Source organism: Desulfomicrobium apsheronum (assembly GCF_900114115.1).
GTDB lineage: Bacteria > Desulfobacterota > Desulfovibrionia > Desulfovibrionales > Desulfomicrobiaceae > Desulfomicrobium > Desulfomicrobium apsheronum.
Genome location: NZ_FORX01000006.1, coordinates 33,207 through 48,858, shown reverse-complemented (window position 1 = coordinate 48,858; position 15,652 = coordinate 33,207). Strand labels below are relative to the sequence as shown.

Genomic DNA, 15,652 nt, shown 5'->3' with positions numbered 1-15,652 from the left:
CACCCTTCCATGATGCCAAAGAAGAAATTCATTGAATGCCTGCATGAATTTTCAACCCCGAAACAAAGGAAAAACCGATGTCCAGTTCCGGCGACAAGAACGAAACCCTGCTGCTGCCCGGTCGTTACCGGCATTTCAAGGGAGAAGAATACGAGGTCCTGGATGTGGCCAGACACAGCGAGGGCCTTGAGGACATGGTGGTGTACCGCCCACTCTACAACGACACGGGCCTGTGGGTGCGCCCGCTGTCCATGTTCACGGAACTCCTCGAGCGGAACGGAAAAACGCAGCCACGTTTCACCTTCCTGGACGAAGCCTGACAGGCACAACACTTTCGCGTCGTATGCGGAAGGCGCGTGTCGGCTCGGTTCGGGCACATTGTTTTCGTGCCACACCTGAAAAACGCGAGTCAGCTCGATTCGGACAAGGCCTGCCGGAGACATCCCTTTTGCGCCGGATGCGAAAAACGCGAGTCGGCTCGGTTCGGACAAGGCCTGCCGGAACTCCTTTGCCGACCTCGTAATGCTTCCCGGCCTTGAGCTCTTACCCTTTTTCTTGCCCCGTGCGCGAAACGGCCGGGAAACAAACGATGTCTGGCTCAGTCAGACAGCCGACAGGCCTTGTCCGAACCGAGCCGACACGCTTGAGCCAATGCGGGAAGTCCGTTAAAGATCCCAGCAGCTTCAATCGAAGCGGAATTCGTCAACGATATCGCCCCTTCCCCCCTTAAATGGGGTGCAGGGGACGCGTCCCCTGCCCGCCGGAGGCATCTCCCCTAATCCTTCTTGCGCACCAGTCGGGGCTTGCTGCCGTCCTGTGGTCCGATGATGCCATCCATTTCCATCTGTTCGATGAAGCGGGCCGCGCGGTTGAAGCCGATGCGCAGACGGCGCTGGATCATGGAGATGGAAGCCCGGCCCTGGTCGGAGACGAAATCGATGGCCTCGGCGTACTTGGGGTCGTCGAGCACGTCGCTGGACCCGCCGTTGCCTTCGCCTCCGCTCTCGCCTGCCGTGTTCCACTCGGCAAAATCCAGCTCGAAACGCTGCGGGCGTTGTTTCTCCCAGTATTTGACCACGCGTGCGATCTCGTCATCGCCCACGAAAGCGCCGTGCACGCGCTGTATGTTGCCGCCGCTGAGCTTGAAGAGCATGTCGCCGTGTCCGAGGAGATATTCCGCGCCGATGCCGTCGAGGATGGTCCGCGAGTCATGTTTGGAGCTGACCTGAAAGGCGATGCGCGAGGGAAAGTTGGCCTTGATGATGCCGGTCACCACGTCCACGGAAGGGCGCTGGGTGGCCAGGATGAGATGAATGCCCGAAGCGCGCGCCAGCTGTGCCAGACGCACGATGCTGCCTTCCACTTCCTTGGCCGCCGTCATCATCATGTCGGCCAGCTCGTCGACCACGATGACCAGATAGGGGAAGGGTTTGAGATCGCGCATGTCCTCGGGGCGGTCGTCACCCATTTCGGCAAGCTTCTGGTTGTAGGTGGTGATGTGCCGCACGCCCGTTCTGGCCATGGCCTCGTAGCGCTGCTCCATTTCATAGACCGCCCATTCCAGCGCGTTCTTGGCCAGATGCATGTCCGTGACCACGGGATGGACCAGATGCGGAAGAGTTCCGTAGACGGCCAGTTCGATGCGTTTGGGATCGACCAGCAGCAGTTTCACGTGCTCCGGGTCGTGCTTGTAGACGATGCTCAGGAGCAGGCAGTTCAGGCATACGGACTTGCCCGCGCCGGTGGCGCCGGCCACCAGCATGTGCGGCATCTTGGCCAGATCGGCGATTTTGGGCACGCCCTGAATGTCCATGCCCAGGGCCAGGGGCAGCTGGGCCTTGGTGTCGGCGAAGGCCGGGTCATCGAGGATTTCACGCAGATAGACGATCTGGCGTTGTTCGTTGGGGATCTCGATGCCCACCGTGTCGCGTCCGGGCAGCGGGGCCACGATGCGCACGGCCCGGGCTTTCAGGGCCAGGGCCAGATCATCGCTCATATTGGCGATGCGGCTGACCTTGACGCCCGGCGCGGGCTTGAACTCGAACATGGTGATGACCGGTCCGGGCTGCACGCCCTGTACCTCGCCCTGAATGCCGAAGTCGGCGAAGCAGGCGGTCAGGGCCTGGGACTGACGGTCCAGGACTGCCTTGGGGATCGAAATGCGCGAGGCCGGAACCGGGGCCAGAAGATCTATGGGAGGCAGGCTGCCCTGGGTAGTTTGCGCCCGGACGGGAGTCGCCGGTTTTGCAGTCTTGGGCTGGGGCTTGGGAATGATCCGGGGTTCTTCCCTGCGCGTCTCATCTACGGGTTTGCGCGGTTTGACGGGAGAGCGCTGAGGCTGCGGGGAGGATGGGGCCGGGACCTGCGTGAAGCGTTCGGCCCGCCAGGCCCGAAATCCTTGAAACAGACGCCGCAACGGAGCCAGCCAGGCCGCGCACTTTTCCATCAGAGCGTGGTACGACATGCCAAAAAGCAACCTGCCCGCGATGAGGGTAAGGCAGACTGCAACGAGGACGAAGCCGTAATTGCCGAAGACGCGCTGCAGCAGCGCATACAGGGTCCGCCCGACAAAACCTCCGCCGATCATTCCCGATCCGGGCAGGTCCAGGCGCAGGACCGCGAAATGCGCCCAGACCGGAATCAGGATCGCCAGCATGATGCCGCCGGTCCAGCGCAGCCAGTGCGGCCGAAAATTCGGAAAAAAGAGCATCGCCGCAGCCAAGGCGAAGAAAACGGGCCACAGCCATGCCGCCATGCCACACAGATCGACCAGTCCTCCGGCCACGTATGCGCCCAGGGTGCCGACCAGGTTCTGCGTCTTGTGACCGGCCACGGCCTGATGGTTGAATCCGGGGTCGGCGGGAGAAAAGGAATACAGGGCCAGGGTCACAAGTGCCAGTGAACAGGCAAAGACCAGCGCACAAATTTCCCGTACGAGCTTGTTGCCGTCTTTAGTCATGCGTTTTTTTCCATACTGGGACAGTTGCAAAAACAAAAGGCCACAGAGCGCTCTCCATGGCCTTTTGGATGCTGTCGATCAACCAATCTATTCGCGGCCGAGATATTCGCCCGTTTCCGTATTGACCTTGATCTTGGTTCCAATCTCGACGAAAAGCGGGACGTTGACCACGATCCCCGTCTCCAGGGTCGCGGGTTTGGAGGCGCCGGTAACCGTGTCGCCCTTCATGCCGGGATCGGTCATGGTCACTTCCAGGATAACGGAGCCTGACATTTCCAGATCAAGCGGACGACCTTGATACAGCATGACCTTGTAGGCCTGAGCCTCTTTCAGGTAGCCGCCCTTTTCACCGATGAGATCGTGGGGAACGGAAATCTGCTCGAAGGTTGTCATATCCATGAAGGCATAACTTTCGCCTTCATTGTAGAGGTACTGCATTTCCCGGACTTCCAGATCCGGCTTGGGAAATTTGATCCCGGAACGGAAATTCTGCTCGACCACCGATCCGGTGAGCAGGTTGCGGTACTTGGTGCGCATGAACGCACCACCCTTGCCCGGCTTGTAATGACTGCACTCCAGAATCTCGCACGGTGCGCCGTCAATCTCTATCTTCTTGCCTTTCTTGAAATCACTCGTAGCTAACATGCTTGCCTTGCTTCCTCCATAGATTTGTCCCTGCCGGCGGCAGCCTCAGGGCTGGACGGCCAGACGCTGCCAAAGCGCCTGGACTGCGAGCGCATAGCTCATAATGCCGAAACCGGCAATAGCCCCTATGCAGTGCCGCGCGATGAGACTTGTGTGCCGCATGGCGGACTGACGGGCGTGCACGTTGCTCAGATGGACCTCGACGCAGGGAAGCCCGGTCCAGGCAAGGCAATCGGCCAAGGCAAGGCTGGTGTGGGTGTACGCCCCGGCATTGAGGACGATTCCGTCGCTCTTGATCTTCCACGCCTCTTCCAGACGATCGATGAGTGCGCCCTCGGAATTGGACTGAAACAGCGTCAGGCGAATGCGTCCCGCGTCTTCTCCGAGCAATCTTTCAACCAGGCCCGGGAGCGCGTCCATACCTTCGGTTCCGTATATTTCCGGCTGCCGCTGTCCCAGAAAACCCAGATTGGGCCCGTTTATGACCACGAGCTCCATGGCTTATTTCTGCTCCGAAGGCTCGCTCACGGTATCGGAATGCGGCGGTAGGACCACAACCGTGTCCGGCTCGTCCTGGGCGATGACGGCATCCGGATCCAGGGCGGCGACATCGACGTTCATGAGAAAAATGCGATCGCCTGCCTCGACCTCGCGGTCGCTGACGATGATCTCAAGGTTGCACAACACGCCCGTAGCTCCGCCCTGCTCCTTGGGCAACGCGACGGTGTCCTGCATGAGCTGCTTGATTTCGGCCATGCCGATGACGCGGTAAAAGCTGGTTCCGAGTTCGCCGACAGGTTCGGCAATGGCCACATAGGACGGCAGGGATTCGGGTGTCGTCTGATAGAGCATGGCATAGAGCACGTCATGCATGCCCGCGATATAGCGATCCTCTTCCAGCGAGATGATCTGGCCTCCAAGGCTCAGGTCGCCCACGAAACTGGCCGAGATCAGAAAGCTCTGGACCAGGTCTCCGGTTTCCGGATCTCCCTGGGTATTGAGCAGACCGCTCTGGGTGAAAGCACCGTCCATGCGCCCAAGCGGGGTCATCCCGGCCACGGGCACGATGACTATGTCCTTGTTCAGGATCTTGTTGAAGACCTTGACCAGACCTGCGTTCCTGGCCTCGGTCCATATCCCGGTGTCGGCATCCACGTATTTGATCAGGTCCATTTCACTCAGACGCAATTCGACAGTGGCTTGTTCCTCAACCCGGATGGGTTCCTGGGCGGAATTGGCCGAAACCAACTTCACTTCCTTGGAACACCCCCCAAAGATAAAGACGGCGCTCAAGAGCACGAGCAACGCACGCATAGTATGCCTCCAATTAATTATTGATAACCAAGACAATTCTTTCTATCACTGCCTGATCAAAACGCATTTCGTCAAGAACCCTAGCCCCAGGAAATGGTAGTTTCATGCCCAGCACCGTAATTTTGGAAAAGACAATCTACACCATCGATCAATTGGGAGAAATGCCGCTTCCTCAACTCGCCCTTGCCGGACGATCCAATGTTGGAAAATCGTCCCTGCTGAACAAACTCACCGGCCGGAAAAATCTTGCGAAAATCAGTTCCACCCCCGGCAAAACCCGCAGCCTGAACTTTTACAGGGTCAGCCCGGAAGAATTCTATCTCGTTGATCTTCCGGGATACGGATATGCCCGTTGCTCCAAAACGGAACGTGAAAAATGGGCCACGCTCATCAACAGATACTTGAAAAACAACCCTCGCCTCTTTGGTGTAGTAGCCCTGCTTGATTCACGCCTCCCGCCACAGGCCCTCGACATAGAGCTGATCACCTACATCAGGGCTCAAGGGATGGATGTATTCCCCGTGATGACCAAGGCCGATAAATGCAAGCAACCTGTACGGAGCGCAAATCAGACCGCATGGCAACGACTCCTCGGAACGGAAAAGCCACCTCTGCTCATCTCCAGCCATTCCGGCATGAATATCGACAAACTCTGGCAATTCTTCCTTGAAAAATTTTCCGCAGTGCAGCCTCACGAATAAGAATTTGTGCATGGTTCAATACGAAATTATTTTGTGATTGAACAGTTTTTTATCCAGTCCGACACCAAAAAAACATCTCAGAAAAACCTGCGCGCCATTTCCCCAAAACAATGACGCAGGTTGACATGTTTTATTTTGCACTGTCTGGTTGACGCAGTCCGTTTTGAACATCTAAGCTCAGGCATGAACGTTCTCCTTCTCATCCTGCTCCCACTCCTGGGAGCCATGCTCCCGCCGATGACCATTCGCTTCGGACGCGACGTCTGCACCTGGGTGGCCATGGCTATCACCGCATGCACCCTGATGCTGGCCTTGGCCCTGCACATCCAGGCCATTGAAGGCTCTCCTGCGTCCATGCATCTGCACTGGCTGCACGGCATCGGACTCGATCTGTCCCTGCGCATGGACGGCCTGGCCGCCTTGTTTGCACTGCTGGTGCCGGGCATCGGGCTGCTGGTCATCATCTATGCCCGCTACTATCTCTCGGAAAAGGATCCCATGGGCCGCCTCTATGGGCTGCTGCTCGTGTTCATGAGTTCCATGCTCGGCGTGGCGCTGTCGGACAACCTGATCCTGATGCTCATCTTCTGGGAGTCGACCTCGCTTTCCTCCTTCCTGCTCATCGGCTTCTGGCAGCACCGCGCGGACGCCAGACAGGGCGCGCGCATGGCCCTGATCGTCACCGGCGCGGGCGGTCTGGCCCTGCTGGCCGGATTCCTGCTCCTGGGGCAGATGGCCGGGACATACCGGATTTCCGAGATTCTGGCGCAAGGAGACCACATCCGAGCCCATTCGCTCTACGTTCCTGCGCTTCTACTCATCCTGATCGGCGCTTTCACCAAGTCGGCGCAGTTTCCGTTCCATTTCTGGCTGCCAAGGGCCATGGCCGCGCCCACACCCATCAGCGCCTATCTGCACTCGGCCACCATGGTCAAAGCCGGGGTCTTCCTGCTGGCCAGACTCTACCCGGTCCTGTCAGGCACGGATCTCTGGTTTTTCACCGTGAGCGGCGTAGGTCTGACCACGCTGCTCATGGGCGCCTATGCCGCCATCTTCCAGCATGACCTGAAAGGACTCCTGGCCTATTCGACCATCAGCCACCTCGGCCTCATCGTGCTCCTCTTCGGACTGGACACGCCGCTGGCTGCTGTGGCCGGAGTGTTCCACATCATCAACCACGCCACCTTCAAGGCCTCACTGTTCATGGCCGCAGGCATCATTGACCACGAAACCGGAACCCGCGACATGCGACGCCTGAACGGGCTCTGGAAATACATGCCCCACACCGCGACCCTGGCCATGATCGCGGCCGCGGCCATGGCCGGAGTTCCGCTTCTGAACGGCTTTCTGTCCAAGGAGATGTTTTTTGCCGAAACCCTGCACGTCCAGTTACTCGGCCCCGCGTGGATGGTCCTCCCGGCCGCCGCGACCCTGGCCGGAATCTTTGCCGTGGCCTATTCCGCCCGTTTCATTCACGATGTCTTCTTCAACGGCGCGCCCCGCGATCTGCCCAGGTTTCCGCCACACGAACCGCCGCGCTTCATGAAGATTCCGGTGGAGATCCTGGCCGGAGCGTGCCTGCTGGTGGGCATCCTGCCCGCCCTGACCGTGGGTCCGCTGCTGGATCTGGCCGCGACCAGCGTGACCGGCGAAGCATTGCCGCCATACAGCCTGGCCGTCTGGCACGGCTTCAACACGCCGCTGCTGATGAGCCTCGTCGCCCTTGGAGGCGGGTTTGCCGTCTACGGAATGCGGCGCAAGCTCTTCGCCCTGCACGAACGCCTACCCCTTGCTCCCGATGCGGCCGCCCTCTTCCATGCCGCCGAGGACGCCCTGATCCGATGCGCACGCGCCTTCCTGCACGGCGTGGACAACGGCTCCATGCAACGCTCGGCGGCCCTGCTCCTGGGCGTGGCGGCTCTGGTCATGATTCTGCCCCTCGCCGGTCCCGCCATCACCGGCCCACTCCCTCTCACACCCATCGATGCCCCGTCTCTCATGGGCGCGCTGCTGCTCATGTCCGCCGGTCTGCTGACCGTGCTCTGGCACGAGCATCGCCTGTCCGCGATCATGGCCCTAAGCGTGGTCGGCCTGCTCGTGGCCCTGGTCTTCGTGCGTTTCTCCGCTCCGGACCTGGCCCTGACCCAGCTCAGCGTCGAGGTGGTGACCATAATGCTTCTGCTGCTGGCCCTCTTTTTCATTCCCCGGCGGCACAAACCGCGATCCCGCCCATCCGGACGTTTCAAGGATATTGTCCTGTCCACGGGCACCGGGGCCGGATGCGGACTGCTGGCCTGGGGCATGCTGACCCGCCCCCTTGACTCCATCTCCACCTTCTTCATGGAACAGAGCATCCCCGGCGGTGGCGGGGCCAATGTGGTCAACGTCATCCTGGTGGATTTTCGCGGCTTCGACACCCTGGGCGAGGTCACAGTCCTGGCCGTGGCCGCCGTCGGTATCTTCGCCATGCTCGACAACCTGCGCCTGCCGATTCCGAAGCACGACCAGGACGGTCGCCCCTGGGCCGCCGAGCCGCATCCGCTCATCCTGTCGCAGATGACCCGATTCCTGCTGCCGCTCGCCCTTTTGGTCTCGGTCTTCCTGTTCCTGCGCGGGCACAATGCGCCCGGGGGAGGCTTCATCGCGGGCCTGGTCACGGCAGTGGCTCTCATTCTGCAATACATGGCCAACGGCACCGCCTGGACCCAGCGGCAGTGGCGGATGCCCTTCCATCCGCTCATCGCCGTCGGCGTGCTCGTGGCCGCCGCGACAGGAGCCGCCAGTCTGCTTGCAGGCCATCCCTTCCTGACCTCCACCTTCGGCCATGTCAGCCTGCCCATTGTCGGAGAATTCGAACTGGCCAGCGCCATGCTTTTCGACCTGGGCGTTTTCCTGACCGTCGTCGGTGTGATCATGCTCATCCTGGCCAATCTGGGCAAACTGACCAGGCGCAAAACCCGCCCCGCAAGGATACGCTGATGGAAGCCCTCGCCGCCCTGATCATCGCCGTACTCGTCGGCTGCGGAACATACCTGACGCTGCGCGCCCGGACCTTCTCCGTGGTTCTCGGGCTCTCGCTCATGTCCTACGCGGTCAACCTCTTCCTCTTCTTCAGCGGCCGCCTGACTACAGGCGCTCCGCCTCTGGCCACAAGCATCGGAGCCACGGCCGATCCCCTGCCCCAGGCGCTGGTCCTGACCGCCATCGTCATCGGCTTCGGCATGACCGCCTTCGTGGTCATCCTGGCCTTGCGCGCCCTTGGAGAGCTGGGCACCGACCAAGTCGACGGAGAGGACGAAAAACCATGAACCATCTGATCATGATCCCCCTGCTCCTGCCGTTGGCCGCCGGCATGACAAACCTTCTGCTGGTGCGCAAAGGCATCGGCGCGCAGCGCCTGATTTCCATCCTGACGGCCTGCGGGCTGCTCGCCGCGACCCTGCTTTTGCTGGCCAGGGCCGAAACCGGGCACATCGACACATACGAACTCGGCAACTGGCCCGCGCCCTTCGGCATTGTCCTGGTGCTCGACAGGCTGAGCGCCCTCATGCTCGTGCTGACCGCATTCCTGACCCTGCCCGTCCTGCTCCATGCCTGTAACGGGGACGACCAGCTCGGACGCGATTTTCACGTCATTTTCCCGTTGCAGGTCCTTGGTTTGAACGGTGCATTCCTGACCGGCGACCTCTTCAACCTTTTCGTCTTCTTCGAAATACTGCTCATCGCGTCCTATTGTCTGGCGCTGCACGGCCTGGGCCCCGAGCGTACGCGAAACGCGCTGCGCTACGTGGTCCTGAACCTGATTGGCTCAAGTCTTTTCCTCATCGCCCTCGGCACCATCTATGGAGTCTGCGGCACCCTGAACATGGCTGACCTCGCGCTCAAGGTGGCCGGCAGCACTCCGGATCAGGCCCCGCTGCTGGGCGCAGCAGGCCTGCTTCTTCTGGCCGTGTTCGGGCTCAAGGCAGCCATCCTGCCCCTCTTTCTGTGGCTGCCCGGTCTTTACGCCGCCGTACTGCCTTCCGTGGCAGCGCTATTCGCCATCATGACCAAGGTCGGCGTCTATGCCATCCTGCGCACCCAGTCGCTCATCTTCACAAACCACGGCCCCGTTCCCGAAGCGGCAGGGCTGCTCTTTCCCGTGGCCCTTGCGACACTGGCCGCCGGATCGCTGTGCGTCCTCGGCAGCAGGCGGCTGCGGGTGCTCCTGGCCTGGCTGGTCATCGTCTCCGTCGGCAGCCTGCTGGCAGGCATCGGCCTGTGGAACGCGGCTGGGATAAGCGCGAGCCTCTATTATCTGCCGCACTCAACCCTGGTCACCGCCGGACTTTTTTTGCTCGCCGATCATCTGGCACGCCAGCGCGGACCGGCGGGGGACGTGCTTGAGCCGGGCCCGCCCATGTCTCGCCCGAACCTGCTGGGATCGCTTTTTCTCCTTGGCGCCATGGCCATCGCCGGGCTGCCCCCGCTGTCCGGATTCATCGGCAAACTGCTGCTCCTCAATGCCGCGCAGGCTCCGGTTGCCGCCTGGCTCTGGTGTGTCGTCCTTGGCGGCAGCCTCTTAGGAATCATCGCGCTGGGTCGATGCGGCAGCATACTCTTCTGGAAGACCCAGGGCGATCCTCTTTGCGGCCCCCCGGTGTCGTGGTCGCGGCTCGCACCCGCCGCCACGCTGATTCTGACCGCCGTGGCACTGTCTGTCATGGCCGGCCCCGTCACCACGTACACCGACGCGGCGGCCGGACAGCTCCTGACTCCGGACAGTTATGTCAACGCCGTTCTCGGAAGGGGAACCCCATGAAAAGATGGCTGCCGCAACCCATGTTCAGCCTGTTCCTGCTGCTGATCTGGCTTCTGCTCGTGAATTCGGCGGCTCCCGGGCAGATTGTCCTCGGAGCGCTGCTCGCCGTCACCATCCCTCTGTTCACGATCAGGTTCTGGCCCGATCAACCGTGCATGCGCCGTCCGCTGACCCTCATCGTCTATCTGGCCGTATTTTTCTGGGACATCGTCGTCGCCAACCTGACGGTGGCCCGCCTCATACTCGGCCCGACAGGAAACCTGCGGTCCGCGTTCATCCGGCTGCCCCTGGACCTGAAAAACGATTTCGCCATCACCCTGCTGGCCCACACCATCTCCCTCACTCCGGGCACTGTTTCCGCGCAAGTGACGGAGGATCGGCGCAGCCTGCTCATTCACGTCCTGGACCTCGATGATGAAGCCCTGCTCGTGAACCGCATCAAACAGCGCTACGAGGCGCCCCTGAAGGAGATCTTCCCATGCTGACCACTGCCATCACGGTGGCCTTTTTCTGCATAGCCGCCGCCCTGACGCTCAATTTCTGGAGGCTCTTTGCCGGGCCGACCCTTCCGGACCGCATCCTGGCCCTGGACACCATGGCCATCAACACCATCGCCCTTTTGATCCTGCTGGGCATCCACCAGAACCTGACCGAATATTTCGAGGCGGCCCTGCTCATCGCCATGATGGGCTTCATCGGAACCGTGGCCCTGTGCAAGTACCTGTTGCGCGGCGACATCATCGAATAGGAGTTGCCAAACATGCTCAGTGAAACGCTCATCTCCCTCTTTCTGCTCATCGGCGGAGCTTTCGCCCTGATCGGCTCCATCGGACTGGCCCGGCTGCCCGACCTGTTCACCCGGCTGCACGGGCCGACCAAGGCCACGACGCTGGGTGTCGGCGGCATCCTGATCGCGTCTGTCCTGCATTTCAGCGGACAGGAGCATGCCTTGAGCCTGCACGAACTGCTCATCACCCTCTTTCTTTTCGCCACCGCCCCGGTCAGCGCCTATCTCATTGCCCGCTCGGCGTTGCACCTGCGCAGCCCGGGTGGACCCAAGGACGAATCCTGAAATTTGGCGACACGCAGGAACGCCCGAAATACGAATCCCAGGTTCAATGACCGGCGCCGTACGTCGCTCCGGTGTGGCGGATTTTAAGACTCCAAACGTCGTCTTGACCGGACCGGAGGGGAAGAATAGGAAGAGGCACATTTTTCAAGCAGCCCAGCGCACCAATCTTTTCGACCATGGCAAGGAGAGACTCACATGGCAGTATTCGTGGCGGATCATCCACTCATCAAGCACAAGCTCGGACTCATGCGCAAACATGACATCAGTACCAAGAATTTCCGGGAACTCGCTTCCGAAGTCGCCAGACTGCTGACATACGAGGCCACCAAGGACCTGGAGACAGAAAAAAAGACCGCACAAGGATGGGCCGGACCCGTCGAGGTGGATGTCATCAAGGGCAAGAAGATCACCGTCGTGCCGATACTGCGCGCCGGACTCGGCATGCAGGACGGCGTTCTTGATCTGATTCCTGGCGCCAAGGTCAGCGTCGTCGGTTTCTACCGCAACGAAGAGACTCTCCAGCCCGTGGAATATTACGTGAAGCTGGCCAAGAACATAGGCAAGCGCATGGCCCTCATCCTTGACCCGATGCTCGCCACGGGCGGAACCCTCGACGCCACCATCCGCTGCCTGAAGAACGCAGGCTGCACCAGCATCCGCGGCCTTTTTCTGGTCGCGGCTCCCGAAGGGCTGAAGCGGATCACCGAAGCACACCCCGATGTGGACATCTACGTCGCGGCCGTTGACGAACGCCTGAATGAAAACGGATATATCCTGCCCGGCCTGGGCGACGCCGGAGACAAGATCTTCGGAACGAAATAGGAGTCTGACGTGATTTCCGACAAACTCATGGACGAACTGTCAGTGGAGATCGAGAGAACCCTCAAGGCCATGGCCAAGGCCAAGACCCCCGAGGAAAAGTTGACCTACAGCATGGCCGTCAAGAACTTGTGTGATTCGATGGGCGTGTTCCTCAAAGCGGCCGCCGACTACATGGAGTACGCAGACGTGGACAACGAGGATTTCGACAAACCGTTCTGATCATTCTCGCGTACTTTGCAACAAAAAAACGAACGCCCGATCATCCGACCGGGCGTTTTTTGTCATCTGAAGGCTGAAAACGCTAGTTCTGGGCCGCCAACCAGTCCAGGGCAGCCTTGAGATCAAGGCTCCCGGCATAGATCGCCTTGCCGGTGATGACTCCGGCCAGACCTTTCTCGCGCAAGGGATGCACGGCCTGCACGTCTTCAAGAGTGGAGATGCCCCCGGCGATGAGCACGGGTTTGTCCGTCATGGCCAGCAGCGCTTCAAGAGCCGGGATGTTCACCCCGGACTGCATCCCGTCGCGGCTTATGTCGGTGTAGATGAAAAAAGCGGCCCCCGCCGCCTCAAGTTCGGGAACGACATCCGCCACGGTCTTGTCTGCGTCCTCGACCCAGCCCTTGGTCTTGAGCCTGCCATCGCGGGCGTCCAGGGAAACCCCGATGCGGCCTGGGTAGGTTTGGCAGAGTTCGCTGAACAATTCGGGATCTTCCAGCGCCACGGTGCCGATGATCAGGCGCGTCACCCCGGCTTCGAGATATTTGCCCGCGATCTCGACGCTACGAATGCCGCCGCCGAGCTGTACCGGGATGGAGACCGCCGAACAGAGCTCGCGAATCAGTTCCATGTTGCGCGGCGTCCCGCTGAACGCGCCATCGAGATCGATGACGTGCAGCCATCTGGTGCCCGCCTCCACCCACTGCCGGGCCATGGCCACCGGGTCGTCGGAAAAAACCGTGACCTGATCCTCGACACCCTGCCGCAAGCGCACGCACTTGCCGTCTTTTATGTCAACTGCCGGAAATATATTCATAAACCAAGAACCCTCGTCCCTTCTTCCAAAGCTTCGGCCGCGATTTCAAGCGGCGTGATCCAGCGTCCCTTGCGTTTGAAGAAACGCCCGCCTTTGAGCAGATTTTCGGCCAAGCCCTGCTGCTCCTCTTCAAAATGATAGCGCCGCACTTCACTGGTGGCCATGTTGATCAGGTAAAGATCCAGGGTCACGCTGGCCGGACGGGTCACGCCCCATTCGCCGCCGTCGCGCTCCTGCCATTGGGAAACAAAGGGCACGAGCAGAAAGTCGGCCTTGATGCAGGTTCCCACGTTCTTCCAGTAGTCAAGGGGCTCGAAGCGTGGTCTTTCCTTACCGGCCTGCACGATCTCCTCGCACTGTCTGACCGTGGCGGCATGCATCACCGTGCGCGCCTCGCTTTTATCCAGGATGGCGGCCAGTTTGTCGTCCAGGGAGTCCAATACCTCTTCGGAAATAACCGAAACCTCATCCGGGAGTACGCCGGCCATGAGCTCCCAGTCATGCTGCGCATGGACAAAATGAGCCACGGCCAGGGTGGCCTTGGGCTCGACGGCAGGCCAGTGCGCGGTGCCCGCGCAGGCCGTGCATAAAAAGAGCAAAGCCGGAATGATGTATCTCATGAGTCGAGACCTCCTTTGGTGCTGAGCACGTCTTCGCGTTCCACGCGCACGGCCTGACGCAGAGCCAGGCCGAGTCCCTTGAATACCGATTCCAGCAGATGGTGCCCGTTTTGTCCGTAAAGCATGCGCACGTGCAGGTTCATGCCCGCCTTGGACGCCAGGGATTTCAGAAATTCACGCCACAGATCCTTTTCCTCTCCGGCGATAACGGCCGGCAGGACGTTTTCCTCGTACACCAGATAGGACCGTCCCGAAAGGTCGAGACAGACCTCGGTCAGGGCTTCGTCCATGGGAACCTTCGCGCACCCTACCCGGGCGATGCCCCGGCGCTCTCCAAGGGCCATGCTCAAGGCGTTACCGAGGCACAAGCCGATGTCCTCCAGGGAGTGATGCGCATCTATATGCAGATCGCCCTTGCAGGAGATCTCAAGATCGAAACCGGCCCAATGGCCCAAAAGATCAAGCATGTGGTCGGCGAATCCGAACCCTGTTTGCACCGAGCAGACACCCTTTCCGTCGAGATTCACAACCACGGAAATCCGGGTTTCCCGGGTCTCTCGATCGATACGGCCTGTACGAGGATGCATAACGTCTCCTTACAGTGAAAAAAGGCCGGGCTCTGAAGCCCGGCCTTGGTTTTATCCCTTGGCTTCCGCCGTCGCGTCATCTTCCGCCGGGGACTCTTTTCGCTTCTTGCCGAACGCATAAGCTACCCAGATGCCTACTTCGTACAGAATGCAGAGCGGCCCGGCCATCAGCGACTGGGAGACAACATCCGGCGGAGTGAGCACGGCTGCCACGACGAAGCTCCCCAATATGGCGAACTTACGATATTTGCGCAGGGTCTGGTGCGTCACGATCCCAAGGATCGAGAGGAAGAACATGAAAAGTGGCAACTCGAAAATAAACCCGAACGCAAAAAGCATGCTGGTCGAGAAGCTGAAATACTCCCTGACCGAGGGCATGGGCTTGATGACATCCGAAGCATAACCCAGAAAAAACTGAAAACCAAACGGGAATACCACATAATACCCGAAAAGAGCCCCGGCCACAAAACAAAGGGCCGAGCACAAGGCTATGGGGATCATGTATTTTCGCTCCCCTTCGTAAAGACCGGGAGCGATGAACATCCAGAGCTGATAGAAAATGTACGGGCTGGCCACGAACAGTCCGGCGATGGCCGCGACCTTGAGGTGGGTGAAGAAGGCCTCGGGCAGACCTGTGTAGATGAGCGAGCCGCCGGATGGTTCGAGCAACGTGATAAGCGGCTGCATGAGCATCATGAAGAGTTGCTCGGCAAACGCGTAACAGACCAGAAGGCCCACGAAAGCCGCGATGATGCATCGCACCAAACGCACCCGAAGCTCATTCAGGTGCTCGGTGAACGTCATCTCATGCACGGGCTCCTCTTCTTCGGGCTCGGCCTTGGCCTCGGCGACACTACCATCGCCCTTGGGCTCGATGTCGGAAGTGCTTTCGACCGCGTCCCCAGCGTCCTGAGACTCCGGTAAGGGAGGCTCGGGGTCGGCGGAATCTTCCGTGGGCGAATCTTCCGACGGCGAATCCTCCGTCGGCCGGGAAGTGCCATCCTCCGCTTCGTCCGAAGCCAAGGCGTCCGTCAGGTCCTCACCGGGGGCGTGCCCTTCGTCGGAAGAATCGTTCAGAGCGGGGCCTTCAGCCGTACC

Annotated in this window: 18 protein-coding genes; 10 read left to right on the top strand and 8 right to left on the bottom strand. The window is 60.3% G+C overall.

Annotation, left to right across the window (positions count from 1 at the left end):
* The first annotated feature begins 77 nt into the window (after positions 1–77).
* Positions 78–320: a DUF1653 domain-containing protein gene (locus tag BMZ40_RS07995; RefSeq protein ID WP_092373861.1), complete on the top strand. Its 243-nt coding sequence runs from the start codon at positions 78–80 to the stop codon at positions 318–320.
* A 455-nt stretch (positions 321–775) separates the two neighbouring features.
* On the opposite strand, the gene BMZ40_RS07990 is transcribed toward BMZ40_RS07995, so the two are convergent.
* The 4 genes from BMZ40_RS07990 to BMZ40_RS07975 all read right to left on the bottom strand — a co-directional run bounded on the left by BMZ40_RS07990 (position 776) and on the right by BMZ40_RS07975 (position 4,918).
* On the bottom strand, positions 776–2,959 hold the full coding sequence (locus tag BMZ40_RS07990; RefSeq protein ID WP_092373859.1) for a DNA translocase FtsK: 2,184 nt from the start codon (positions 2,957–2,959) through the stop codon (positions 776–778).
* Between the two features lie 87 nt (positions 2,960–3,046).
* Positions 3,047–3,604 (bottom strand): elongation factor P, encoded by a 558-nt coding sequence (gene efp, locus BMZ40_RS07985; protein ID WP_092373857.1) that lies wholly within the window; start codon positions 3,602–3,604, stop codon positions 3,047–3,049.
* A 45-nt stretch (positions 3,605–3,649) separates the two neighbouring features.
* The gene (locus BMZ40_RS07980) at positions 3,650–4,102 is read right to left on the bottom strand and encodes a type II 3-dehydroquinate dehydratase (protein ID WP_092373855.1); all 453 of its coding nucleotides are present in this window, start codon (positions 4,100–4,102) and stop codon (positions 3,650–3,652) included.
* Positions 4,103–4,105: 3 nt separating this feature from the next.
* Positions 4,106–4,918 carry a hypothetical protein gene (locus BMZ40_RS07975; RefSeq protein WP_092373853.1) on the bottom strand — a complete coding sequence of 271 codons (813 nt, stop codon included), beginning with the start codon at positions 4,916–4,918 and terminating at the stop codon, positions 4,106–4,108.
* Positions 4,919–5,022: 104 nt separating this feature from the next.
* On the opposite strand from BMZ40_RS07975, the gene yihA reads away from it, so the two are divergent.
* The 9 genes from yihA (at position 5,023) to BMZ40_RS07930 (ending at position 12,533) form a co-directional block, all read left to right on the top strand.
* Positions 5,023–5,619: a ribosome biogenesis GTP-binding protein YihA/YsxC gene (yihA, locus tag BMZ40_RS07970; RefSeq protein WP_092373851.1), complete on the top strand. Its 597-nt coding sequence runs from the start codon at positions 5,023–5,025 to the stop codon at positions 5,617–5,619.
* 183 nt (positions 5,620–5,802) lie between these two features.
* The gene (locus tag BMZ40_RS07965; protein WP_092373849.1) at positions 5,803–8,598 is read left to right on the top strand and encodes a monovalent cation/H+ antiporter subunit A; all 2,796 of its coding nucleotides are present in this window, start codon (positions 5,803–5,805) and stop codon (positions 8,596–8,598) included.
* Positions 8,598–8,927 (top strand): Na+/H+ antiporter subunit C, encoded by a 330-nt coding sequence (locus tag BMZ40_RS07960; RefSeq protein WP_092373847.1) that lies wholly within the window; start codon positions 8,598–8,600, stop codon positions 8,925–8,927. The genes BMZ40_RS07965 and BMZ40_RS07960 overlap by 1 nt, the downstream gene beginning before the upstream one ends.
* The gene (locus BMZ40_RS07955) at positions 8,924–10,420 is read left to right on the top strand and encodes a monovalent cation/H+ antiporter subunit D (RefSeq protein ID WP_092373845.1); all 1,497 of its coding nucleotides are present in this window, start codon (positions 8,924–8,926) and stop codon (positions 10,418–10,420) included. Before BMZ40_RS07960 ends, BMZ40_RS07955 begins: the two co-directional genes overlap by 4 nt.
* Complete coding sequence (locus tag BMZ40_RS07950) at positions 10,417–10,905, top strand: Na+/H+ antiporter subunit E (protein ID WP_092373843.1); 489 nt, start codon at positions 10,417–10,419, stop codon at positions 10,903–10,905. Before BMZ40_RS07955 ends, BMZ40_RS07950 begins: the two co-directional genes overlap by 4 nt.
* Positions 10,899–11,168, top strand: a complete 270-nt coding sequence (locus BMZ40_RS07945; RefSeq protein ID WP_092193775.1) for a K+/H+ antiporter subunit F — start codon at positions 10,899–10,901, stop codon at positions 11,166–11,168. The genes BMZ40_RS07950 and BMZ40_RS07945 overlap by 7 nt, the downstream gene beginning before the upstream one ends.
* A gap of 12 nt (positions 11,169–11,180) precedes the next feature.
* Complete coding sequence (locus BMZ40_RS07940; protein ID WP_177193078.1) at positions 11,181–11,492, top strand: Na+/H+ antiporter subunit G; 312 nt, start codon at positions 11,181–11,183, stop codon at positions 11,490–11,492.
* A 195-nt stretch (positions 11,493–11,687) separates the two neighbouring features.
* A complete protein-coding gene (gene upp / locus BMZ40_RS07935) occupies positions 11,688–12,314 on the top strand; it encodes a uracil phosphoribosyltransferase (RefSeq protein ID WP_092373838.1) in 627 nt (208 codons plus the stop codon).
* 9 nt (positions 12,315–12,323) lie between these two features.
* Entirely contained in the window at positions 12,324–12,533 is a 210-nt protein-coding gene (locus tag BMZ40_RS07930; RefSeq protein ID WP_092373836.1) for a hypothetical protein, read from the top strand.
* Positions 12,534–12,615: 82 nt separating this feature from the next.
* Here the strand turns inward: BMZ40_RS07930 and hisA are convergent, their stop codons facing one another.
* The 4 genes from hisA to tatC are packed head-to-tail and all read right to left on the bottom strand — an operon-like array spanning position 12,616 to position 15,358.
* The gene (gene hisA / locus BMZ40_RS07925; protein ID WP_092373834.1) at positions 12,616–13,347 is read right to left on the bottom strand and encodes a 1-(5-phosphoribosyl)-5-[(5-phosphoribosylamino)methylideneamino]imidazole-4-carboxamide isomerase; all 732 of its coding nucleotides are present in this window, start codon (positions 13,345–13,347) and stop codon (positions 12,616–12,618) included.
* Positions 13,344–13,967: a hypothetical protein gene (locus tag BMZ40_RS07920; RefSeq protein ID WP_092373832.1), complete on the bottom strand. Its 624-nt coding sequence runs from the start codon at positions 13,965–13,967 to the stop codon at positions 13,344–13,346. Before BMZ40_RS07920 ends, hisA begins: the two co-directional genes overlap by 4 nt.
* Complete coding sequence (gene hisB / locus BMZ40_RS07915) at positions 13,964–14,554, bottom strand: imidazoleglycerol-phosphate dehydratase HisB (protein WP_092193770.1); 591 nt, start codon at positions 14,552–14,554, stop codon at positions 13,964–13,966. Before hisB ends, BMZ40_RS07920 begins: the two co-directional genes overlap by 4 nt.
* 51 nt (positions 14,555–14,605) lie before the next feature.
* Positions 14,606–15,358 carry a twin-arginine translocase subunit TatC gene (tatC, locus tag BMZ40_RS07910; protein WP_092374087.1) on the bottom strand — a complete coding sequence of 251 codons (753 nt, stop codon included), beginning with the start codon at positions 15,356–15,358 and terminating at the stop codon, positions 14,606–14,608.
* Between the last annotated feature and the right edge of the window lie 294 nt (positions 15,359–15,652).

What these genes read in the sequence shown, in the direction of transcription:
- BMZ40_RS07995 (WP_092373861.1), top strand. Translation starts at nt 78, where the DNA reads ATGTCCAGTTCCGGCGACAAGAACGAAACCCTGCTGCTGCCCGGTCGT.
- BMZ40_RS07990 (WP_092373859.1), bottom strand. Translation starts at nt 2,959, where the DNA reads ATGACTAAAGACGGCAACAAGCTCGTACGGGAAATTTGTGCGCTGGTC.
- efp (WP_092373857.1), bottom strand. Translation starts at nt 3,604, where the DNA reads ATGTTAGCTACGAGTGATTTCAAGAAAGGCAAGAAGATAGAGATTGAC.
- BMZ40_RS07980 (WP_092373855.1), bottom strand. Translation starts at nt 4,102, where the DNA reads ATGGAGCTCGTGGTCATAAACGGGCCCAATCTGGGTTTTCTGGGACAG.
- BMZ40_RS07975 (WP_092373853.1), bottom strand. Translation starts at nt 4,918, where the DNA reads ATGCGTGCGTTGCTCGTGCTCTTGAGCGCCGTCTTTATCTTTGGGGGG.
- yihA (WP_092373851.1), top strand. Translation starts at nt 5,023, where the DNA reads ATGCCCAGCACCGTAATTTTGGAAAAGACAATCTACACCATCGATCAA.
- BMZ40_RS07965 (WP_092373849.1), top strand. Translation starts at nt 5,803, where the DNA reads ATGAACGTTCTCCTTCTCATCCTGCTCCCACTCCTGGGAGCCATGCTC.
- BMZ40_RS07960 (WP_092373847.1), top strand. Translation starts at nt 8,598, where the DNA reads ATGGAAGCCCTCGCCGCCCTGATCATCGCCGTACTCGTCGGCTGCGGA.
- BMZ40_RS07955 (WP_092373845.1), top strand. Translation starts at nt 8,924, where the DNA reads ATGAACCATCTGATCATGATCCCCCTGCTCCTGCCGTTGGCCGCCGGC.
- BMZ40_RS07950 (WP_092373843.1), top strand. Translation starts at nt 10,417, where the DNA reads ATGAAAAGATGGCTGCCGCAACCCATGTTCAGCCTGTTCCTGCTGCTG.
- BMZ40_RS07945 (WP_092193775.1), top strand. Translation starts at nt 10,899, where the DNA reads ATGCTGACCACTGCCATCACGGTGGCCTTTTTCTGCATAGCCGCCGCC.
- BMZ40_RS07940 (WP_177193078.1), top strand. Translation starts at nt 11,181, where the DNA reads ATGCTCAGTGAAACGCTCATCTCCCTCTTTCTGCTCATCGGCGGAGCT.
- upp (WP_092373838.1), top strand. Translation starts at nt 11,688, where the DNA reads ATGGCAGTATTCGTGGCGGATCATCCACTCATCAAGCACAAGCTCGGA.
- hisA (WP_092373834.1), bottom strand. Translation starts at nt 13,347, where the DNA reads ATGAATATATTTCCGGCAGTTGACATAAAAGACGGCAAGTGCGTGCGC.
- BMZ40_RS07920 (WP_092373832.1), bottom strand. Translation starts at nt 13,967, where the DNA reads ATGAGATACATCATTCCGGCTTTGCTCTTTTTATGCACGGCCTGCGCG.
- hisB (WP_092193770.1), bottom strand. Translation starts at nt 14,554, where the DNA reads ATGCATCCTCGTACAGGCCGTATCGATCGAGAGACCCGGGAAACCCGG.
- tatC (WP_092374087.1), bottom strand. Translation starts at nt 15,358, where the DNA reads ATGACGTTCACCGAGCACCTGAATGAGCTTCGGGTGCGTTTGGTGCGA.